At 52.6% G+C, this 23,144-nt stretch carries 17 protein-coding genes; 15 read left to right on the forward strand and 2 right to left on the reverse strand.

Annotated elements, in window-relative coordinates; genetic code table 11:
• Positions 1–147 precede the first annotated feature (147 nt).
• The 10 genes from C162_RS26385 to C162_RS26425 all read left to right on the forward strand — a co-directional run bounded on the left by C162_RS26385 (position 148) and on the right by C162_RS26425 (position 11,873).
• Entirely contained in the window at positions 148–1,104 is a 957-nt protein-coding gene (locus tag C162_RS26385; protein WP_036699433.1) for a carbohydrate kinase family protein, read from the forward strand.
• Between the two features lie 11 nt (positions 1,105–1,115).
• A complete protein-coding gene (gtfA, locus tag C162_RS26390; RefSeq protein ID WP_036699434.1) occupies positions 1,116–2,582 on the forward strand; it encodes a sucrose phosphorylase in 1,467 nt (488 codons plus the stop codon).
• A 26-nt stretch (positions 2,583–2,608) separates the two neighbouring features.
• The gene (locus tag C162_RS26395) at positions 2,609–3,400 is read left to right on the forward strand and encodes an alpha/beta hydrolase (RefSeq protein ID WP_036699435.1); all 792 of its coding nucleotides are present in this window, start codon (positions 2,609–2,611) and stop codon (positions 3,398–3,400) included.
• Between the two features lie 342 nt (positions 3,401–3,742).
• Positions 3,743–5,461 (forward strand): sensor histidine kinase, encoded by a 1,719-nt coding sequence (locus tag C162_RS26400; protein ID WP_036699437.1) that lies wholly within the window; start codon positions 3,743–3,745, stop codon positions 5,459–5,461.
• 1 nt (position 5,462) lies between these two features.
• Positions 5,463–7,058, forward strand: a complete 1,596-nt coding sequence (locus C162_RS26405) for a helix-turn-helix domain-containing protein (protein WP_036699438.1) — start codon at positions 5,463–5,465, stop codon at positions 7,056–7,058.
• Between the two features lie 224 nt (positions 7,059–7,282).
• Complete coding sequence (locus C162_RS36190) at positions 7,283–7,573, forward strand: hypothetical protein (RefSeq protein WP_143804197.1); 291 nt, start codon at positions 7,283–7,285, stop codon at positions 7,571–7,573.
• 25 nt (positions 7,574–7,598) lie between these two features.
• Positions 7,599–9,140 (forward strand): ABC transporter substrate-binding protein, encoded by a 1,542-nt coding sequence (locus tag C162_RS26410; RefSeq protein ID WP_235218536.1) that lies wholly within the window; start codon positions 7,599–7,601, stop codon positions 9,138–9,140.
• Between the two features lie 70 nt (positions 9,141–9,210).
• Positions 9,211–10,140: an ABC transporter permease gene (locus C162_RS26415; RefSeq protein ID WP_036699440.1), complete on the forward strand. Its 930-nt coding sequence runs from the start codon at positions 9,211–9,213 to the stop codon at positions 10,138–10,140.
• Between the two features lie 12 nt (positions 10,141–10,152).
• The gene (locus C162_RS26420; protein ID WP_036699441.1) at positions 10,153–11,046 is read left to right on the forward strand and encodes a carbohydrate ABC transporter permease; all 894 of its coding nucleotides are present in this window, start codon (positions 10,153–10,155) and stop codon (positions 11,044–11,046) included.
• Positions 11,047–11,066: 20 nt separating this feature from the next.
• A complete protein-coding gene (locus C162_RS26425; RefSeq protein WP_036699442.1) occupies positions 11,067–11,873 on the forward strand; it encodes a Nif3-like dinuclear metal center hexameric protein in 807 nt (268 codons plus the stop codon).
• 48 nt (positions 11,874–11,921) lie between these two features.
• Here C162_RS26425 and C162_RS26430 read toward each other — a convergent pair whose 3' ends face one another.
• On the reverse strand, positions 11,922–12,491 hold the full coding sequence (locus tag C162_RS26430; RefSeq protein ID WP_036699443.1) for a hypothetical protein: 570 nt from the start codon (positions 12,489–12,491) through the stop codon (positions 11,922–11,924).
• Positions 12,488–14,116: a xylulokinase gene (locus C162_RS26435; protein WP_036699445.1), complete on the reverse strand. Its 1,629-nt coding sequence runs from the start codon at positions 14,114–14,116 to the stop codon at positions 12,488–12,490. Before C162_RS26435 ends, C162_RS26430 begins: the two co-directional genes overlap by 4 nt.
• Before the next feature lie 946 nt (positions 14,117–15,062).
• On the opposite strand from C162_RS26435, the gene C162_RS26440 reads away from it, so the two are divergent.
• The 5 genes from C162_RS26440 (at position 15,063) to C162_RS26460 (ending at position 22,625) form a co-directional block, all read left to right on the forward strand.
• A complete protein-coding gene (locus C162_RS26440) occupies positions 15,063–16,646 on the forward strand; it encodes an acyl CoA:acetate/3-ketoacid CoA transferase (RefSeq protein ID WP_036699446.1) in 1,584 nt (527 codons plus the stop codon).
• A gap of 55 nt (positions 16,647–16,701) precedes the next feature.
• Positions 16,702–17,937: an L-lactate MFS transporter gene (locus C162_RS26445; protein ID WP_036699448.1), complete on the forward strand. Its 1,236-nt coding sequence runs from the start codon at positions 16,702–16,704 to the stop codon at positions 17,935–17,937.
• A gap of 55 nt (positions 17,938–17,992) precedes the next feature.
• Entirely contained in the window at positions 17,993–18,946 is a 954-nt protein-coding gene (locus C162_RS26450) for a DUF561 domain-containing protein (protein ID WP_036699450.1), read from the forward strand.
• A 104-nt stretch (positions 18,947–19,050) separates the two neighbouring features.
• Entirely contained in the window at positions 19,051–20,439 is a 1,389-nt protein-coding gene (locus C162_RS26455; protein WP_051493948.1) for a sigma-54 interaction domain-containing protein, read from the forward strand.
• A gap of 68 nt (positions 20,440–20,507) precedes the next feature.
• Positions 20,508–22,625 (forward strand): serine hydrolase, encoded by a 2,118-nt coding sequence (locus tag C162_RS26460; RefSeq protein WP_036699452.1) that lies wholly within the window; start codon positions 20,508–20,510, stop codon positions 22,623–22,625.
• Positions 22,626–23,144: the final 519 nt, after the last annotated feature.

The following is a 23,144-nucleotide window of genomic DNA, read 5'->3' on the forward strand; positions in this document are numbered from 1 at the left end:
GAGCCAGAGAAGGCTATATCCATGCGTTAGCAAGAGCCTTGAACTCTTAAATTGTAAAAAGAGGACGGGTTTTTGAAAGTATTGCGTACACAGAAACCATAGAATGAATAGGACGCAAGGATATTGGAGTGCCAAGGGGGAGTGCGGGTGTTTAGACTCGGAGAGACAATACGGTTTGAAAATAAGACGAACGATGTGCTAACAGTGGGCGAGCTGCTCGTGGATATGATCTCCAATGAGTATGGCGAGGACACGGTATGTGATGGATATACGCGGTATTTTGGCGGATCGCCTTCGAATATTGCCATTAATGCAGGGAAGCTGGGCATCCGGTCGCATGTGGCTTCGGCGGTGGGCAGGGATAGCCTCGGCAACTACTTGATGAACCGGCTGCAGAGCGCCGGAATGGCGACAAGCGGCATCCAGCAAGTCGATGATTCTACCAGTATGGTGGTGATTACGAAGAGTCAGGCTACGCCGGTTCCGATCTTTTACCGTGCGGCAGATTACCAGCTGGAATACAATGAGGCGCTGAAGCAAGCCTTGATTCATTCCAGCATTGTCCACTTCTCGTGCTGGCCGATCTCCAGGAACCCATCCCGTAGGGCGGTAGAGCGGGTGATCGAGACAGCAAGGAAGCATAAGGTGCTGATCGGCTTCGACCCCAACTATCATCCCTCGATTTGGCAGAAGGGGGAGGACGGGGTAGCCTATGTCAAAAGCATCATCCCGAAGGTCGATATCATCAAGCCTTCCGAGGATGACGCGGAGCGTCTGTTCGGACCCGGCACGCCGGAGGAGCAGATTGCCAGATTCCTTGCGCTTGGCGCGAAGCTGGTCATTCTGACGCTGGGCAAGGACGGGGCACTCGTCTCCACCGGCAGCGAAACGGTGTCGTTTGCCACCAAGGCTACGCAGATTGAAGATACGACGGGAGCAGGCGACGCCTTCTGGTCCGGATTCTATACAGCTATTATCAAAGGGTATACGCTCATAGAGGCGCTGGAGCTTGGATTTGCCGTCAGCGCGTACAAACTGAAATTCACCGGTGCGGTAGTCGATCTGCCTGCGCTTGAGGTCATTAAGCAACAATTCAACCTGTAGGAGGCTCTGAGATGACACTGAAGAATCAAGTACAGTTAATTACCTATCCCGATTCACTGGGCGGAGACCTGAAGCAGCTGCATCAGGTGCTGCGCGGTCCCTTCGCCGGGCTGTTTGCCGGGGGGATTCACATCCTTCCGCCCTTCCCCTCTTCAGGGGACCGCGGCTTTGCGCCGCTGACTTATCTGGAGATCAAGCCGGAATTCGGCACTTGGGAGGACATCCGCAGCCTTGGGAAAGAATTCGATGTGCTGGTGGATCTGATGGTCAATCATATCTCCAGGCAATCGCCGTATTTCCAGGACTTCCTGGAGCATGGCCGGGCTTCTGAATATGCGGATCTGTTCATTACCCTGGACAAAATCTGGGAGAATGGCGAGCCTGTGCGTGCGGATATCGGGAAGATGTTTCTGCGGCGGCCGCTGCCGTATTCTACCTTCACAACCTCTGGAGGGGAGGAAGAGAAGGTCTGGACCACTTTTGGCAAAACTGATCCTTCCGAGCAGATTGATCTGGATATCCATTCTCCGCTTACCCGCGACCTGCTGCGGCAGTTCTTCCTGAACTTCAAAGAGCAGAATGTCAAGATCGTCAGGCTGGATGCGGTCGGGTACGTGATCAAGAAGCTGGGCACCAGTTGTTTCTATGTGGAGCCGGAGATTTATGAATTCCTGGATTGGATCAAGGAGATGGCCGATTCGCTGGACATAGAGCTGCTGCCGGAGGTGCATGCACATCACAGTATCCAGACTAAGCTATCAGAATACGGCTGCTGGATCTATGATTTCATTCTGCCTTACCGCGTGCTTGAGGCGCTTACCGGCAGATCCAATACGGCGCTGTACGACTATCTGCGGACCCGCCCGCATCAGCAGTTCACGATGCTGGACTGTCATGACGGTGTTCCGGTGAAGCCGGATCTGGATGATCTAATCGATACGAAGGAAGCGCGGGAGCTGGTGGATCTCTGCGTGGAGCGCGGGGCGAATCTGAGTCTGATTCTGTCCGAGGAGCATAAAGCGCCGGATGGCTTCGATGTCCATCAGATCCGCTGCACCTATTACAGTGCACTGAATGAAGATGACGATGCGTACCTGGCAGCCAGAGCGATTCAATTCTTCGCACCGGGTATTCCGCAGGTCTATTATGTAGGCTTGCTGGCTGGACGCAATGATCTGGAGCAGGTCGCCCTGACGGGGGAAGGCCGGGAGATTAACCGCCATAACTACACGCTGGAGGAGATTGAAGCGGAGAGTGAGCGGGAGGTCGTGCAGCGGCTGATGAAGCTGATCCGTTTCCGCAATGAATATAGCGCCTTCAATGGAACCTTCCGGGTACTTGAGGCAGAGGCGGATGAAATCAGGCTGATGTGGGAACATGGAACAGCATATTGCCGGCTGCATATTAACCTGCAGAATTTTAAGACTGTTATCGAATATATAGATCAGCAGGGACAAGAAGCGGTATACTGGGTCTGATTCTAATTCGTTAAGGGGGAATGATGATGGCTACAATGCAAATCAGCCTGTTCTCGGCAAGTCTGAAGCGGGAGGTCACGATCCAGGCCATATTGCCGGTGGATCTGCCGGAGGGCTGGGGACTGCCGGCCTGGTCCGGTCAGCCCTTGAGATCGCTCTATCTGCTGCACGGCTTCTCCGGCAGCCAGAACGACTGGCTGAACTTCTCCAGGATCAGGGAGCTGGCAGACAGGCATCAGGTGGCAGTATTCATGCCGGCCGGGGAGAACCGCTTCTATGTCAATGATGAGCTTAGGGAAGAATATTACGGTGAGTATATCGGCAGGGAGCTGGTAGACTTCACCCGCAAGCTGTTCCCGCTATCAGCAGCCAGAGAGGATACCTGGATCGGCGGCTTGTCGATGGGCGGGTACGGTGCGATCCGCAACGGCCTGAAATACGCGGAGCGCTTCGGCCGGATCATCGCCTTATCCTCGGCCTTAATTCCGTATAGAGTAGCCAATATTGCCCCAGACTATAAAGACGGAATTGCCAGTTATTCCTACTATGCCAGCGTCTTCGGCGATCTGAGTAAGCTGCTCGGCAGCGACAAGGACCCCGAGCAGCTGGTGCGTGATGTGAAGGCGCAGGGACTTGCCCTGCCGGAGCTGTACATGGCTTGCGGAACCGAGGATATGCTGCTGGATGTGAACCGCCGGTTCCATCAGTTCCTAGACAGCGAGCAGGCTGCCCATTACTATGAAGAGGGCCCGGGCGACCATAACTGGGTGTACTGGGATAAGCATATCGAAGCTGCGCTGGACTGGGCGGTTAATTGATTTTCTAAGAAGCGCTTAAGAAAATAACGAAAAGCAAAAAGAAGCGGAGGGGAATTTTGGAACTGTAGGAGCGTTAGCGTCCGCCTGAAAGCTTTCCGTAGGAAAGCTCGCTTCGGAAGCATCAGCTGTCACCGGATTTCTACCGCGATTAGCGGTTAAAATCAAGAAATCTGGGGACAACAGCGGCCGGAAGTCCAAATATTCACCGTAGGACGACAGAGCTTTAAGTTCATTTTTTCAGCTTATATAACCGCAAATTGCATACTTATACGCCCCTGGGTCTGGCCTAAGAAGGTAACGGCTCAGGGGCGTGCTGAATTCCGGGGAAAGGAAGAGGCGGGGGTGATCCGAACCAACAGTATCGTGTTCAAATTTTCGTTGCAGATGACAGTGATTCTTGCGATCCTGCTGTCCATCCTTGTTCTGAGTAATATCTACTCCCTGGAGGTTGTGCGGAGCAATGCTCTGACTAGCTCGCGTAATACACTGGCCCTCTATCAGGCCAATATTCATAATAATTTCAACAATTTCTCCAAGGACCTCATAGAGGTATTCGACCATAACGTGGATGCCGCCGTGAATTCGGCGGGGATGGATGAGAACAGCCGGTATTTCAGGGTCCAGCAGCTCAAGAATAGCCTGCAAGCAAAAATAGCAGGCGATAATTCGAGCGACGGCATGTTCATCAGGCTCTCGGATGAGCTGGTGCTGGAGCAGTTCAACCGCCGGATTCAATCGGAGGATAAGCTGGCTCTGGTGGATTTTATTAATATGCATAAATTCAGTACGGCTCCGGCAGAACATAGCGGGGAATGGAAGGTCTTCCAGATCCGCGGCGAGTCGTACTTGTTCAAATATATTACTTATTCAGAGGTCAGCTTCGGAACGCTGGTGAAAGCGGACACGCTGCTGGCCATGGTCGACAGGGGAGGCAATGATCAGAACCGGTATGTGCTCAGTGATTCGAAGGGAACTATACTGGCAGCGAGTAATATCTCTCTGCAGGAGGGAGAGACGACGCTTGAGAGCTTAACCAGGCAATATAAGCGGGATTACCTGATTGTATCTGAACCGATCGGCGAGTTCGGGCAGATGACCCAAATGGTTGCCAAGGGCAGTCTGTTCTCGGGTCTGAAGCTGATTCAGTGGGGGATCGCCCTGCTGGCAGTTCTCTCGGTCATTGTGGTACCGCTGGTGCTGAGATTCCTGACGAGGGATGTACTGAGGCCGATTCTGGAGCTGGTGAAGGCGGCGAAGGCGGTTGAACAGGGGCAGCTGGAATACCAGATTCCGCAGAATACCCCCTACTCTCTGGAATTCTTGAAGCTGTTCCATGCGCTGGAGTCCATGGTCAGTGAGATCAAGGATCTGAAGATTCAGTCCTATGAAGAACAGATCGAGATCAGCCGCGCCGAGATCAAGTATCTGCAGATGCAGATCCGGCCCCATTTTTTCCTGAATGCGATCTCAACGATCACCAGCTTAAGCTATCAGAATAAAAACGAGGAGATTCGCCGGCTGATCCACTGCCTCTCCGAGCATCTCCGGTATATGTTCAGAGGGGGGCTGATGGAAGTGACGATGGAGGAGGAGATCCGGCATACTGAGAATTATATCCGGATGCAGGAGATCCGTTATCCTGAACAGATTTTTTTCATGATCGAGATCCAGGAGGAAGCGCGGCAGGTGCCGGTTCCGCAGTTCATGATTCAGACCTTTGTGGAGAATACGTTCAAGCATGCTATGTTCGTTCAGGAGCTGCTGTCTATTTTCATCAGAGTGCGGATGGAGCAGCGGGACGATAGTTCATTTGTCAGCATTGTAATAGAAGATAACGGGGCAGGCTTCGCTTCTGAATGGCTGGATCAGCCGGAGCGCGAAGAGGCAGGGGAGGATGGAGGCAGAGTGGGCATTGCCAATATCCGCAAGACCCTCAGACTGCTCTACAAACGGGAGGATCTGCTAAAGCTGTCGAATATCGGGTCTACAGGTGCGAGGGTTGAGCTGTGGATTCCTGTGAAGCCAACGGAATGGAGCCAGCCCGGCTTAGAGGGAGGATAATATGCGTTGTATGCTGATTGACGATGATATTCCTACAGTTGAAGCGCTGCGCAGCATCGTGAATTGGGAGGAATTCGGAATTACGGAAGTGCTCACCGCCCATAATATACAGGATGCGAAGCAACTATTCGAGAACGGTGAGCCGGATCTGATGATTTGCGATATTGAAATGCCGCGCGGGTCGGGCATTGATATGATCAAGTGGGCCAGAGACCGTCATTATGAAGGCGGATTCATCTTCCTGACCTGTCATGAGAGCTTCACCTTCGCCTCCAAGGCGATCTCGTATGACGCCGACTCGTATCTGGTCAAGCCGCTGGACAAGCAGGAGCTGGAGGCAGCGCTGCGTAAGTCTATGGATACGTTGAAGAACAAAGTCATGCTAGGCGAATACAGCAAGCTGGGCCATGCGTGGCTGAAGAACCAGGATCTGATAGAACGCAGCTTCTGGAGTGATGTGCTGACGGCGACGATCTCTCCCCGGCCCCAGCTGATCCAGAGTGAGGTGCAGAAGCGGGAGCTGGCAGTTCAGGTGCATGCGGAGTATAGGCTTCTGCTGGTAAGCGTTCCCCGCTCCCAGATTGAACGGGAATGGGATGAGAGCATCTTTCATTACGCCCTCTCGAATCTGGTCTCTGAAATTCTTAGCAGCCGGGTGGGCAGCGGACGTATAATTGCTTATCAGGTCGATAAAGTATTCTACAATACGATCATTGCCGAGAGTCCGGCGGATATGAAGGAGCTGGAGGCGGGTGCCGGAGAGATCATCCGGCTGTCCAGGCTGTATCTGAAATGTACGGCTACCTGTTACTTCAGTGAGCCTGCGGCGATCTCCCGCCTGGCGCAGCTGAAGACGGAGCTGGAGCAGGCGGACGAGTCGAATATTATTTTCCGGGGCAAGCTGCATTTGCCGAATAAGCCCTTCCATGTGGATCTGACCGAGCGGTTCTCCCTGGATACGGAGCTGTTCACCTTGCTGTTCGTCCAGAAGGAGAAGGCGCAGATTGTGAACCGGCTCAAGAAAGAACTGGAGCTGCTGACGAGTCTGAACAAGCTGGATGCGGCCACGCTCCATTCGATCCGCGAGGACCTGCTTCAGGTGGTCTATTCGCTGCTTGCGCGGCACCACATTCAGGCGCACCGGCTCTTCGAGGGCGAGCTCAGCCAGCAATTGACACAGGATGCAGAGAGCAGTGTGTTCGACTTCATGAAATGGGCGCAAGCGCTGACGGACAAGACGGTGGATTCCATCAAGGAGGTGCTGCAGTCTGAAGGAGTGGTCGAGCGGGCCAAAAGGTTCATTCAAGAGCACTACACCCAGGATCTGAGCCGGGAGGATGTTGCAGCCAGCGTATATCTGACCGCGGATTATTTGGCCAAGGTGTTCAAGAACGGGACCGGCCAGACTGTGAAGGAGTACCTGAACGACTGCCGGATCAGAGCGGCGAAGCAGAGGCTGGTGGAGAGCACAGCGAGCATCGGAGAGATTGCGATGGATACCGGCTTCGATACCCTCTCTTATTTCTCCACGGTATTCAAAAAATGGACAGGCGAAACCCCGGCAGCCTATCGCTCCAAGCATAAATCCGCCCTATAGTTATGACAATGATACCATTAGGAAGCTCCGTATCTCCTACCGGAGGCGGGGCTTCTTGCTGAGCAGGCAGGTATCGTGCCTAAGGTGCGCAGCATCCTGCTGGTTGACTGACTGGAGGTGCTGGAAACTATGTTAAGGGAACTAGGAGAAGGTTGCTCCTGCGCAGAATTTAGTTGGATTTTATACACCTGTTGCCGAACGTATGAACGCTGACGGAGGAATAGTTGGATAAACAACACTTAATTAGACATAATTCCGGCAAAGCAGAGAAAATGCTAATATTAGATGCTATTTTTCCACTTGTTGAGGTAACTTTAGAAGAAATGGAGAAATTAGAATACGTTTTTCCACTTGTTTGTTTGCCAAGGCCGGGCGTTCTGCCGCCGTCCCCCAGAGAACTAATTAGCAATACAGAGCCGAGAATCCTCACCACCCGCCCAGTGCGGTTTTTTATAAAAACAGCCCGTATTATTGAAAGCCCGCCCCCCTCCAGGGCCGGTACAATGAGAGTGTAAATACAGAACAGGAGGCATGATGATAATGAAGAACAAGGGGTTAGGTTCACTGCTGCTGTCCATGGTAATCTGCGGTTCGCTGCTCTCCGCCTGCGGCGGAAATTCCAATACATCGTCCAAGAATTCCGGGGATACGGAAGCTAAGGCCAAGGTGGCTGAGATTGTATTCGCACTGCCTTCCTTTAACCGGATTCCCGATGATCTCAGCAAGGTGACCGAGGCCATCAATGCAATTACTACCGCGAAGATCGGGGTGAAGGTGGACTTCCGTCTCTTCGGCCCGGCAGATTACGCCCAGAAGGTCAATCTTGCGCTCCAGAGCGGGGAGAAGATGGATGTCTTCACCACCCTCGGACAATTCTCCAACTATGTATCCAAGAGCCAGGTGGCCCCGCTCGAAGAGCTGCTTCCTGAACACGGTAAAGAGCTGACAGCCATTCTGGACAAGGATTTCGGGCCGGATATTCTCAAAACCACCACGATGGACGGACATATCTACGGCATTCCTGTGAATAAAGGGATGGCGCTGCCGACCAATATCATCTATAACGCGGATATGCTCGCAGAGGCGGGCGTAGCAGCAGACTCCATCCAATCGGTAGAGGATCTGCCTGCCGTGTTCGGTGCGGTGAAGCAGAAGCTGCCGGATGTGGTTCCATTTGGCCCGATCAACGTGAATCCGACGGATACGGGACTTGTGAACTGGATGAAGGGTGCAAGCAAAGTGGATTACCTGACTGATACCACCGGAGTCGGCGTCGTGATCGGTGACAACGGCAAGGTCGTTAACTTCTACGAATCGGATGTCTTTAAGAACGGGATTCAGATGATGAGAGACTGGTTCGACGCCGGGTATCTGCAGAAGGATACCGCAACTACGACGATCACAGCCATGGAGATGGTGTCCTCCGGGCGCGGTTTCTCTTTCCTGGGCGGCTACAGCGGCATGGAGGTTGGCAAGCAGCTGAGTGCGCAGGTCGGCAAAAATATTGAGACCAAGCGCATCGCCCCATTTTACTTCGATACAAGCGCCGTGAACTCGGTAACCTGGATGGTCTCCAGCACCTCGAAAGAGACGGAGGCCGCTGTGAAGTTCCTGAACCTGCTCTACACCGACAAAGAGCTGATTAACACTATTCTCTTCGGAATCGAAGGGGAGGATTACCTCAAGGTAGATGAGCATCATGTGAAATTCCCGGAAGGCATGGACGCCAATACGGTGCCTTATACAGCCATGCTCAGCTCAGGGATCGTAGGCTCCGAATCGCTCCAGTATCAGCTGGAGGGAATTGACTGGTCGGATGTCGAGCTGAAGCTGAAGGAGAATAAGGATACCGCAAGATCGCCGTATTTCGGCTTCATTTTCGATCAGGGTCAAGTGAAGACGCAGATTAGCGCTGTGAATAACGTGGTCAGCCAGTTCCTGCCGGCACTCGTCAGCGGATCGGTGGACCCGGAGACCATCATCCCGAAATTCATCAGTGCGCTGAAGGATGCCGGTGCAGAGGCTATTATTGACAGCAAGCAGCAGCAACTGGATGCGTGGCTTGCCGCGCAAAAGCAATAATTATTATATGAATATGCTGTGGGCGGAGCGGTAACTGAGGCTCTGCCCCCTGCCATGGAGGTGAACCGGCATGACTGCCAGACGCAAGTCCCCATCCAAGCCGCTCAAAAAAACATTGCCGCTCCTCATACTCGCGGGTCCAGGCCTGCTGTATTTTCTCATTAACAGCTATTTCCCTATGTTCGGGGTGTTCATCGCCTTCAAGGATGTCAATTATGCCAAAGGCATCTTCGGCAGCGACTGGATCGGCTTCAAGAACTTCACCTTTCTCTTCCAGACCAGTGACGCCTGGATTATGACCCGCAATACGCTGCTGTACAACCTGGCGTTCATCGCGCTTGGAACCGTAGTCTCCATTATCATTGCCATTCTGATGTCGGAGCTGCTGAATAAGCTGTATTCGAAGCTGTTCATGACCGGGCTGATTCTGCCGAATCTGATCTCGATGATCGTGCTTTCGCTGCTCGTCTTCGCCTTTCTGAATGCCGACAGCGGATTCGTGAACCATTCGATTCTGCGGCCGCTCGGCCTACCGGAGATCAACTGGTATTCGGAGGCGAAGTACTGGCCGTACCTGCTGGTCCTGATTCAGATCTGGAAGACGGCAGGCTACGGATCGATTGTTTATTTTGCCTCGATTGCCGGAATTGACAAGAGCATCTATGAGTCGGCCAAAATCGACGGTGCCGGGAAACTGAAGCAGATCCGCATGATTACCCTGCCGCTGCTGAAGCCGACCATTATTGTGCTGGTGCTGATGTCGATGGGCCGGATTTTCAACTCCGACTTCGGCTTGTTCTATCAGGTGCCCATGAACTCCGGTGCGCTGTACAGCACTACCCAGACGATTGATACGTATGTCTACCGCGCCTTGATGCAGCTCAATGATATCGGAATGTCGGCCGCCGCCGGTCTGTATCAGTCACTGGTCGGCTTTGCGCTTGTGCTTACGGTCAATGCCATCGTCAAGAAGGTCAATCCAGAAAACGCATTGTTCTAGGAGGAAATTCAGATGATCCAAACAAGAGGAGAACGGGCGTTTACGGTATTTTCTGCGGTCGTGATGATCCTGCTGACGGTTTTTGCTTTTTTGCCCTTCCTGCTGATTGTAATTGCTTCGTTCACTGAGGAGACGGCCCTGATCCGCAACGGTTATAGCTTCTTCCCGGAGCATACCAGCCTGGAGGCGTACCGGTATATTAAGTCCTCGGCGTATATTTTCATCAGAGCATACGGGGTTTCCTTTCTGGTGACGATCCTTGGAACCGCGATTGGACTGCTTATAACAAGCATGCTGGCTTATCCGATGTCGCGGTCTGATTTCAAATATCATAATACGCTGGCCTTTGTCGTGTTTTTCACCATGCTGTTCAGCGGGGGGATTGTGCCTTCGTACATCATGTGGACCCAGTATTTCCATATCAAAAACACACTGTGGGCGCTGATCCTGCCCAATCTGCTGGCGAACGGGTTCAACGTCCTGCTGGTCCGTAACTACTTCAAGAATAATGTGCCGCTGGAAATTATCGAAGCCGCCCAGATCGACGGTGCCTCGGAGCTGCGGACCTTCTTCCGCATCATGCTTCCGCTGTCCATGCCGGTCATGGCAACGGTCGGGATGTTCATGGGCCTGGCCTATTGGAATGACTGGATCAATGCGTTATATTTTGTATCTAAGCCGCAATTGTACGGTATTCAGAATCTGCTGATGCAGCTTATGAGCAACATCCAGTTCCTCAATTCCGGCCAGGCCGGGAGTGTGCTCGGAGCCGACACAGTATCGCTGCCAAGTACAGCGGTGCGGATGGCGATGGCGGTGCTGGGTATTGTGCCGGTGCTGTTCGTCCTGCCGTTCATGCAGAAGTACCTGACCCGCGGCGTGGTTATCGGAGCTGTCAAAGGCTAAATATGAAAGGAGATGAGCGTATGAAAGTGCAAGAGGTGATTGACCGGATTCTGCTCGATTGCTGCGGGGGACGGAGGCTGGAGCAGACCTGCGATGTGCTGGCGAGCGGCAGTGAAGAGATGGAGGTCACGGGGATTGTCACAACGTTCATGGCGACGGTGGAGGTCATCAAGGAAGCTATTGCTGCTCGCGCCAACCTGATTATCACTCATGAGCCGACCTACTATACCGGCAACGATACGCTGGACTGGCTGCAGATGGACCCGGTATATCTGGCGAAAAAAAAGCTGATCGAGGAGCACGGCATTACGATCTGGCGCTTCCATGACCATATGCATCTGGCGGATACGGACCGGATCTATGACGGACTGCTGAAGGAGCTGGATTGGGCGGATAAGAAGCTGGACGACAAGGACGCCTGGGGATATCTGATCGAGGAGACTACCGTGGGCGAGCTGGCCGGCTTCCTGAAGCAGCGGCTGGGTATGAAGGTGATTCAGATTGTCGGCAACCCGGAAGCGCCCTGCTCCCGTATCGGCATTCTTGTCGGCGGCGGCAGCCTAGGACTGGGCCGGGAGCAGATGCCGATGGAGCTGATGCAGGAGAAGAACCTGGATGTGATGGTCTGCGGCGACATTACCGAGTGGACCTTATGTGCTTACATCAATGATGCTGCGATGCTGGGTATGAACAAGGCGATGATCGTGATCGGTCACGAGCGCTCCGAGGAATGGGGCATGAAGTATATGGCCGAGTGGCTGAGGCCTCTGGTCGACGGGCTTCCGGTTACATTCGTGGATGCGAGGGAGCCGTTTGTGTATTTGTGAGGCAAAAGCAGCCATCCACCGCTACCGGGAGGATGGCTGCTTTTTATACTACTGCAAGACGTAATTGCCAGTAGCTCTGTACTTACCTGCCTTGGCATCCCAGGTGAAGATCCCCTCTGCCAGATCCCAGCCGCCGCCCTCGTCCTTGAAGTCCTTCCAGTATTGGTGCAGGCGCCCCTTCTTATCGATCTCGGCTCCCTGATCCCCCATGAACTGAAGCTTCTTGGTCAGAGTGCCATAGTTCAGGCGGTAGACCGAGACTTGGGTATTCGAGGGCAGATAATCCACGGTAACCGCCAGTTGCTTCTCCGTTGGAGAGACAGCGAAGATTTGCATATCCGCTTCATCCTCTCCGAACTCCATAATCTGCTTATCAATTAATACAACTACACCCTTGGAGTTCACCAGATACAGATTGCCCGACTCTGTGAGCAGGAAGCTCTCCTTCTTCTGATCGTTATTCAGGTCTGCGGTCTTCAGCAACCGTACCGTTTCCCCCGGGAACTTTTGCTTCAGCAGTGTCTTGGCATCCAGCGCTTCAGCATAGGCCGAAGGGGCGGAGGCTACCAGTAACAGGGAGGCTAGCGCTCCTATGAGCTTGTTCTTTTTTATTTTCATATGAAGAAGTCTCCTTTCTTCCGGTTCTCCAGTAAATGATCTACCGCCGCCTGTTCGATGGGCAGACCCCCGGTGTAACGCTCCATATAAAGGGCAAAGCCCTCCACATCAGTAGGGTTAGGCGCTACCTCCTGTCCTTCCATGTTACAGAACACCTTAGAGGTCAAGTAATCCGCCAGGCTCTCGTTCGGCTCCTTACGCATCATATATGAGGCCAGAATAGCTATTCCCCATGCGCCGCCTTCACCAGCCGTAGACAGGACTGAGACCGGAACATTGAGTGCTGCAGCACAGATCCGCTGGCCAACCTGCGGGGTGCGGAACAATCCGCCATGCGCTGAAATACGGTCAATAGTTACCCGTTCCTGCCCGGTCAGAATCTCCATTCCGAGCCTTAACGCAGCGAAGGCGCTATACAGATGCACTCTCATGAAGTTAGCCAGAGTGAAGCGGCTCTGCGGCGAACGGACGAATAGCGGACGTCCCTCAGCAAGTCCGGTGATGTTCTCGCCTGAATAGTAACCGTAGCTCAGCAAGCCGCCGCCATCCGCATCTGCTTCCAGTGCCTGGTTCAGCAGGACGCTGAATAACTGGTCCATGTCGGCCTTCAGCCCCATGGCCTCATAGAATTCACGGAACAAGCCGACCCAGGCATTCAGATCGCTGGAGCAGTTATTGGCAAGCACCATAGCAACCGGGCTGCCTTCCGGTGTATTCACGATATCAATCTCAGGGTGGACCGCACTTAGGTTCTGCTCCAGCACAAACATAGCAAAGACCGACGTCCCTACGGAAATATTGCCGGTGCGTTTCCTGACACTACCTGTAGCCACCATACCTGTTCCGGCATCGCCCTCCGGCGGGCATAGCGGAATACCAGCCTGCAAACGGCCTGACGGGTCGATCAGCCGGGCACCTGCTTCACTGAGATTTCCTGCATTCATACCGGCTGTATACACTGTAGGCAGGATATCTTGCAGCTTCCAAGGATAGCCTCTCCCGGCAATTAGAGTCGTGAACTGCTTCACCATAACTTCATTGTACTGCTTCGTTGCTTCATCGATGGGGAACATCCCGGAGGCATCCCCGATCCCTAGAGCCCTGCAGCCGGTTAGCAGCAAGTGAACGTAACCCGATAGCGTCGTAAGATAATCTATTCTGGCCACATGCTCTTCACCGTTCAAAATAGCCTGATACAAGTGGGCGATACTCCAGCGCTCTGGAATTTTGAACTGGAATGTCCCGCTTAGCTCCGCAGCAGCAGTGCTTGTTGTAGCATTGCGCCAGGTACGGAATGGAACGAGCAGCTCTCCCGCTTGGTCCAGCGCAATATACCCCTGCATCATGGCCGAGCAGCCTATGGAGCCGACGGTTTGCAGAGTGACGCCATAGGTCTGCTGAACCGCTTGCTGTAATTGCTCGTAGGCTGCTTGCAGACCTTGAACTACTTCCCTGAGATCGTAAGTCCAGTAACCCTTAGTGAATTGATTCTCCCATTCATAGGTGCCGGAGGCGATCGTTTCAAAATGGTGATCGATCAGCACAGCCTTGATTCGCGTGGACCCGAACTCAATCCCAAGCGACGTTGCTCCCTGAACAATCGCCTGTTTGACAGAATGCGTCATGACAGCGTTCCTCCTCTAGCTAAAATTGTCCAGAATATAACATATACAAGGGATAGTGTCCAACCCTTCCGCTCATTTTTGAAAATATAAGAACTTATATGTTTCAGACGATAACTTATCCTTATATTTCTCGCTGAAACGGTACCGTCCTTTAAAAGGACAGCGAAGCCGTTTCTACTTGACCGGTTTTGCCCTGATCGGCTGTTGCAAATCTGCAATGCACCCCCCGTAAGAAAAATAATTTATTTTTTTTGGCCGCGCTAAAATGTCTTGAAGTCTTATCTCTGACCCTTTGACTGATCCGCCGGACAGGATATGCCTTGGACCGCTGGATTTAATATCCATCCAACCTGGCTGGAGAAAACAGTGTGGTTATTTTGCGACTGGCGGGTCCTGCCGGAATGAAGAAAATATAACCCAGATTGGGAGCAGTATTCCGGTATGTATAAGAAGCACTAAAGATATTAACGAAAAGCAAAAAGAAGCGGAGGGGAAATTTGGAACTGTAAGAGCGGAAGCGACCGCCTGAAAGCTTTCCGTAGGAAAGCTAGCTATCTACAGCATCAGCTGTCACCGGATTTCAACCGCTATTAGCGGTACAAATCAAGAAATCTGGTGGCGGGCAGCGGCCGGAAGTCCAAATGTTCACCGCAGCGACGACGAAGCTTTGAGTTCGACCCTTAATAGGCTTGAATTTTAAGAGAACAGCTGCCCAACAATCTGCCCAATCCGCCAAGCCAGTCGCAAAAAAACAACAGAAAAATGCCTTGAATTCAAGGCATTTTGGAGCTATTGACCGGTCATATATTCTGTATTACGATGGCCTTGAGAAAACTTTCACAAAGAAATTCAGTCTCGCAAATCAGCAAGAATGAGACACACAGAAGGGCCATCATTTTTTTTGACAAGTGTAGTGAAATAATTCACATAAAGAGGAGCAGATGAAATGACAAAAGTAATTTCAGCCGCCAAAGCAGCGGAACTCATCAAGGACGGGGACACAGTAGCAGCGAGCGGATTCGGATTATCCTGCTGGGCAGAAGAGATGGGGATCGCCATTGAAGAGCGCTTCGTGCAGACCGGACAACCGAAGAATCTGACCGTGATGCATGCCAGCGCCGTCGGCAACCGCCGCGATAAGGGCATGAGCCACCTGGGGCATGAAGGCCTCATCAAACGCTGGATTGGTGGTATCGCCATCGCTTCCCCGGGATTGGCCAAGCTGATTGAAGAGGATAAATGCGAAGCCTACAACCTGCCGCAAGGGGTCATTACCCAGCTCTACCGCGAGATTGCTGCCAAGCGTCCAGGTGTGATTACCAAGGTAGGCATGGAGACCTTCGTCGATCCCCGTGTTGAGGGCGGCAAGATGTCACCTTCTACGAAGGAAGACATTGTGAAGGTGATTGAACTAGAAGGCGAAGAGTGGCTGTTCTACAAGACCTTCCCGATTCAGATCGCCCTGATCCGTGGAACCGTAGCTGACGAGAATGGTAACCTCACCCTTGAAAAAGAAGGCCTGCACATGGAGGTTCTGCCGATCGCCCAGGCCGTCCGCAACTCTGGCGGTATCGTGATCGCTCAGGTAGAGACCGTGGCCAAGAATGGAACCTTGAATCCCAAGGATGTGAAGGTTCCGGGCATTCTGGTAGATTACCTCGTCGTGTCCACCCCGGAGAATCATTACCAGACCGAGAATACGCAGTATAATCCGGCGTTCTCGGGCCATGTCAAAGTACCGGTAGATTCGATTGAAATCCTGCCGCTGGATGAACGCAAAATCATCTCCCGCCGCACAGCCGTAGAGCTTCAGCCGAATACCATTCTGAATCTCGGTGTCGGCATCCCGGTGAATGTAGCGAACATCGCTGCTGAAGAGGGCGTGGACGACCAGCTGATTCTGACGACAGAGGCAGGCTCGATCGGCGGGGTTCCCGCAGGTCTGAAGGACTTCGGCCATGCGTACAACTCAGAGGCGATTGTAGATCATGATGCCCAATTCGATTTCTATGACGGCGGCGGCATTGACCTGTCGGTCCTTGGTCTGGCCCAGACGGATGAGTCGGGGAACGTGAATGTCAGCAAATTCGGCACACGGGTTGCGGGCTGCGGCGGATTCATCAATATCTCTCAAGCGGCGAAAAAGCTGGTGTTCGCGGGTACTTTTACAGCGGGCGGGCTGCAGATTAAGGTAGAGAACGGCAAGCTGCACATCATTCAAGAGGGCAAAGCCAAGAAATTCATCTCAAAGGTACAGCAGATCACCTTCAGCGGATCTTATGCCGCCAAGGTTCAACAGCCGGTTGTGTATGTTACGGAACGCGCCGTCTTTGAACTGCTGAACGGTAAAATGACCTTAACCGAAATCGCACCAGGCATCGACTTGCAGACAGAGATTCTGGATCAGATGGACTTCAAGCCCGTAATTTCACCGGACCTGAAGGAGATGGACGCGGCTATGTTCCAAGAGAACTGGGGCATGCTGAAGTCGATTATCGCCGATAAGAACCGGGTTTTGCAAGAAGTATAGTCAATGTAAGTACCTTAAGCTGAACTTATAAACTAACTAAAAAAGGGATGATACCATGAACGTAGAGTTGAACCGCTGGAGGATCTTGATTGCCTCAACGATCATTAATATCTGTGTAGGCGCCATTTATGCTTTTAGTATTTTCGCACTTCCATTAACGAAGGTTTTCAGCGTGAGCATGCCGGATATTATGATTGCTTTTACCATTAATGCAGCGATTTCCCCGATTCCAATGATCCTAGGCGGTAAGCTGGTGGATAAAGGAGGAGCCAAGAAGGCGGTCTTCATCGGCGGTGCGATGTTCGGAATTGGTTTCATTCTCTCGGGTCTGGCTACTGCACCTTGGATGCTGTATATCACTTATGGTGTTATTACCGGGATTGGCCAGGGAATCGTGTATTCCTCGACCATCGGGAACAGCGTGAAGCTCTTTCCGGATAAAAGAGGTCTGGCAGCGGGGATCGTTACCGCCGGATATGGCGGCGGCACCATTGCTATCGCTCCTATCGCTAATGCGCTGATCACCAGCAATGGCGTACAGTCTGCCTTAATTACACTGGGTGTTGCTTTCCTGGTGATTATTCTAGGGCTTGGGTTGCTCGTCAAACCCGCCCCGGCCGGCTATGCTCCTGAAGGCTGGACCCCTCCGGTAACCGGAGCAGCCAAGGCTTCTGTGAATGTACCATGGAATGAGATGATCAAGAAGCCGTTATTCTATGTGATTGCCTGCCTGTTCCTGATCGGTGCCCTGTCTGGTATGATGGTAACCGCGAATGCTTCTGTAATCGGTCAAAAAATGTTTGGCTTAACCGCAGCCGCCGCAGCGCTCTACGTAAGCTTGTACTCGCTGAGCAACTGCCTGGGCCGTGTGTTCTGGGGCGCAGTGTCCGATAGAATCGGCCGCGTGAAATGCCTGCTCATGATCTATCTGGTCATTGCAGCTATGATGCTCACAATTGCTTTATCGTCTTCTGTCGCCGGATTTGCTGTCGCCATTGCCGGAATCGGCTTATGCTTCGGCGGAACAATGGGCATCTTCCCGTCCATTGTCGGTGAGAAGTTCGGGATGAAATATTACGGCGTGAACTACGGTGTCACCTTCATCGGCTACTCGGGAGCCGCGTTCTTCGGACCGAGAATTGCCGGTAGTGTAGCGGCAGCCAATGACGGCAACTTCACGAATGCTTTTTACATCGCGCTGGTCATCTCCCTGGTCGGCTTCGCCTTAACCTTCGTCTACAAAGCGATGGAGAAGCAGAAGGCTGAGCCAGAAGTGGCTAAGGCGGCTTAAGAAATGGCCGGAAGTTCATATAAACAACATTAATTAATATATGGAGGTAATTATAATGTCGTTTACACAACTGTTAGGAATTAAATATCCAATTTTCCAGGGCGGTATGGCTCAGATTGCCGTGTCTCCACTGGTAGGCGCTGTGTCCAATGCGGGCGGGCTGGGAATTATCGGCTCCGGCGGCTTCACCGCCGACCGTCTCCGTGACGAGATCCGCAAGGCCAAAGCAAGCACCGATAAGCCGTTTGCTGTCAACCTGATGCTGATGATGAACAATATCCCTGAGCTGATCCAGGTTATTATTGAAGAAGGCGTGAAGATCGTAACCACAGGCGCAGGCACCCCCGCTCCTTATATGCCGATTCTGAAGGAACATGGCATTATCGTAATTCCGGTAGTCCCTTCCGTCAAAATCGCCAAGAAAATGGAAGCGCTCGGTGTCGATGCGATTGTGGCTGAAGGAACGGAAGCTGGCGGACATGTAGGTGAAACTACGACGATGGCCTTGCTGCCGCAAGTTGCCAGCGCGGTATCGATTCCGGTAATCGGGGCCGGCGGAATTGCCGATGGACGCGGGATTGCCGCTGCTTTTGCACTCGGAGCTCAAGGTGTTCAGGTTGGAACCCGGTTCCTCGCGACTGTGGAATGCCCGACACATGAGAACTTCAAGCTGGCAGTCATCAACGCCGATGATACCAGCACAACTGTAACTGGCCGCAGCTTGGGCGGTCCGGTAAGAAGCATTAAGAACAGTATGATTGCCGAATTCCTCAGAATGGAGAATGAGAAGGCATCGCGTGAAGAGCTGGAGAGCTTAAGCCTGGGCTCGCTGCGCAGAGCTGTATTTGAAGGGGATACCGATACCGGCTCCGTGATGGCTGGACAGATCTGCGGGATGGTGAACAAGATTACTACCGTGGAAGAGATGATCACCACTATGTTCGCTGAAGCGCAGGAAGTCATGGACAAGATGGGCAAAGTAACCTTCGAAGCTGTAGCACATGCCTGATTAAAGTTTGCTCCGCACCAGCCAAATGGTATCATTGATCTAATGATGCTGTTTGGCTTTTTGTCTAGCCGGAATGTAAGCGTTCATATCAAGGGTTAGGACTGATGAATGTGACCAAAAAAAACAAAAACACCAATAAACCCTCAATCGACGAGTTCGTGGAAGAATATCCGTCTACGTTATTTGTTACCGATCAGAACGGAAATATCCTAATCTCCAATGAATTCACCGCACTAACCATCGGCATCCATCTGGAGGAGCTGCTTAAGGCGAACGTTCAGGATCTGGTCAAGGCGGGTTATTACACTCATTCCATTACTATGGAGGCTATTGCGACCAAGCAGAAGGTATCCCGGACCGTCAATACCTCCAGAGGCTTCCATGTCTTCTCGTCGGCGATTCCCATTCTGGACAAGGACGGGGAGGTTCAGCTGGTCGTTACCACCTCCAACGAATTCAGCCAGGAGCAGAACTATTATGAAGCCAATGTGCCTGTCGCCCAGCAGATCCATAAGCAGTTAGGCGGTATGGCAGCGGAGAAGAAGAAGGGCATCGTGGCCGAGAGTCTGGCGATGAAGCAGATTATTAAGGTCTGCAACCAGATTGCGTCTTATGACAGTAAGGTGCTGATCTACGGCGAATCCGGGACGGGCAAGGAAGTCATCGCCAAGTACATCCATCTGAAGAGCGAGAAGTGGAAGGGGCCGTTCATTCCGATTAACTGCGCTGCGATTGCTCCGGCTCTTTTTGAATACGAATTGTTCGGGTACGAGAAGGGCGTGCTTGAGGGCCAGACGGAGGTCAAGGCCGGTATGATTGAAATTGCGAGCGGCGGCGTACTGTTCCTTGATGAGATTGCCGATCTGCCGATGGAGATGCAGGCCAAGTTATTGCGTGTGCTTGAAAATAATGAAGTGAGACGCGTAGGCGGAATTATGAATATTCCGGTCCATTGCCGTGTGATCGCAGCCACCAACCGGGATCTGTGGAGTCTGGTCAAGAAGGGGCTATTCCGCGAAGATCTGTATTACCGGATCAATGTGATTCCGATTTATATTCCGCCGCTGCGCAACCGCAAGCTGGACCTGGTAGGGTTAATCTCCAGCTTCATCGCCAGCTTCAATAAGATGTACGGCAAGAAATATGTGCTCAGTGCCGAAGAGTTCGACAAGATGCTGAACGAGCCCTGGCATGGGAACGTGAGAGAATTAAGGAATTACATCGAGAGACTGGTCGTAACCGAGCATGTGGCCCTGAGTCCGCAGGAAGAGGAGCCGGCCTACGACTGGTTCTCCCTGGACCATTTTATCGAGAAGAATAAGCAGCAGCTCTCTACCCTGAAGGATTTCACTGCCATAGCGGAGGGCCATTATATCAAAAAAGTGCTTAAAGACTGCTCCGGAAATGGTACAGAAGCGGCCAAGCGGTTGAGTGTGGACCGGTCGGTGATTTACAGAAAGCTGAAGAAGATGGAAGAGGTATTGCGGAATTAGTTGAACCAATTCCCAGGATAAGGCGTATTACTTCTATGCCTATATTCTATGGAAATGGAGTGAATTGAATGAATTTGTCATTATTGCGCCGCCGCTCTGCCTTTTGGACAAGAACCGTACTTGCGGCTACCCTGGTGCTGACACTGACGGCTCCGGCTGTCCATGCCGCCGCTGTTCCCCCTGCTTCTTCGGCCGCTCCGGCTGCAGCGGCTGTAACGGGCAAGCCGCTGACTACTGAGAATGTGGATGCCTTCCTTAAGCCGTTCTTCAGCTCGAAGGAGGTGCAGGCACAGCTTGCCGGTGCTGTTGTGGTAGTTGTTAAGGACGGCAAGACCGTAGTGAAGGAAGGCTTCGGATATGCAGACAAGGCTGCCGCAAGCAAGGTAGACCCAGACAAGACCGTCTTTCGCCTGGCCTCCGTCTCCAAAACCTTCACCGCCACTGCTGCCATGCAGCTCGTGGAGCAGGGGAAGCTCGATTTGAAGGCGGATTTTCAAACCTATACCGGCAAGCTGGCCTTCGACAATCCCTTCGGCGTTCCGGTAACGGTTGCGGATCTGTTGACTCACACAACCGGCTTCCGTATCCAGGACCCGCTGCCGGAGGATTTCAATCAGGATTTCACCACCAAGGTGTCGATTGAGGATTATGTGGTGAAGCATATGCCGCCGGTGGTGCGCAAGCCGGGCACCTCTTACATGTATGACAACTTCGCTTCGATGCTGCTCGGTCTGGTGGTAGAGAAGGCCAGCGGCATGCCGTATGAGGATTATATGCAGCAGCATGTATTCGCCCCGCTGAAGATGGATTCAAGCGGCTTCCTGCTGGAAGGTAAGCTGAAGGACAATCTTGCTACTGCTTATGATGCTACTGGCAAAGAGGTCGATCTGTACAATGTGACGCCAACCGTGATGCCTCAAGGCGGCATGCTGTCTACTGGCGATGATGTTGGGAGGTTCATGACGGCTTTTCTGAACGGGGGTGCGGTTGACAATACCCGTATTCTTAAGGAAGACACAGTACAATCTATGGAGGAATACCGCTCCGAGATTCATCCTTTGCTGCCGAATACCACCTACGGCTTTGAAGCGCCTATACAGCTTCCGGGAGCCGGCAGCAGCTCCAAGATCATTACCAAGGCTGGTGATTTAGTCGGGTTCAGCACGTATATGGTTCTAATCCCCGAGCAGAACACCGGGGTGTTCATTGCCTATAATCAGCAGAGTGCACTGCGGGAGCAGTTCTATCCGGCCTTTATCCAGACATTCTTCCCGCAATATGCCTCTCCGGTGAAGCTGGATGCCTACAAGCCGAAGAGTGCTGAAGCGCTGAAGGCATTCACTGGCTACTATGCGGATCTCCGTATGAAGAGTCTGGTGTCTACAGTCTCTGTGCAGAATGGTGCGCTAATGATTAACGATACTTTTCTGGGTTCCCGCAAGCTGATCCAGGTAGATGATAATCTGTTCACGGATGAGCTGACCGGTAAGTTAACGGGCTTTGCTCTGGAGGCAGACGGACAAAGCGCTTATATGAAGGAGCCTTACCTCAATCCGTTCAGCTACGGGCAAAAGGGGCCGGATGGCGTCGGTTATGCCGATGTTCCCGCAAGCCATCCTTATGCAGCTCCGGTTCAGATGCTCCAATCGCTGGGGTATCTGACGAATGATGCCACGCTGAGCTTCCAGCCTGAGGCGGGCATTACGCGCGCCCAGTATGTGCGGCTGATGATGGAGAGCAGCGGACTCAAGGGAAGTTCGACTGAGAAGCTGGCCTTCCCGGATCTGCAGGGCCATCCCGATGCCGCTTTCATTCAGCAGGCAGTTGAGCTGGGAATGATTGAAGGAACAGCAAGCGGAGAATTCCAGCCGGACCGGGTGATCTCCCGCCAGGAGGCTGCGGTCATGATATGGAGAGTATACAATAAGCAATACCCGGATAAAGTGTTCCAGAACGTGAAGCTATCCGGTACTACAGATAAATGGGCCGTTCCGGCCGTGAAGATGGCCGTTGCCCTGGGCCTGTACGGACCAGACTTCAAGCCGGATGCCAAGGGCGCCGTGGACTACAAGTCCACAGCCGCACTGAGCAAAAAGGAGAACGCCGCCATTCTGTACGCGCTGTTCTCGAACCCGATCGACCAGATCGTGAGCAAGCTGTCGCAGGCTGCGGAAGGCGGGAAGTAGGAACCTGCGGTTTGCACAGCAGGTATGACTAATGTGCCGGAGCTTTGGGATGATGCTATTTATGAAGCTGTCTAGTCGAAGCTTCCGGCGACAATGAACACAGGACCGGCCTTGGGCTGGTCCTGTTTCGTTGTGGAACCGCCGTGCTGTATAAGGGCGGGTATGGGGGCGAGAGGAGTAGAGGAGTAAATGAGTAAATGAGAGGGATAAATCCCTTTGGTGAGGGTGGAGGTGGGCAGGATGAGTAAATGAGAGGGATAAATCCCTTTGGTGAGGGTGAAAGTGGGCAGAATGAGGGAATGAGAAGGATAAATCCCTTTGGTGAAGGTGAAAGTGGGCAGAATGAGGAACCGAAGAGCACTAGTGCACCTGATTCCGCAGAAAGCGGGTGATATGAGGAAATGAAGAGCACTAGTGCACCTGATTCCGCAGAAAGCGGGTGATATGCTGAAATGAGGAGCACTAGTGCACCTGATTCCGCCGAAAGCGGGTGATATGAGGAAATGAAGAGCACTAGTG

Source organism: Paenibacillus sp. FSL R7-269, from assembly GCF_000517865.1.
Classification (GTDB): Bacteria; Bacillota; Bacilli; order Paenibacillales; family Paenibacillaceae; genus Paenibacillus_AQ.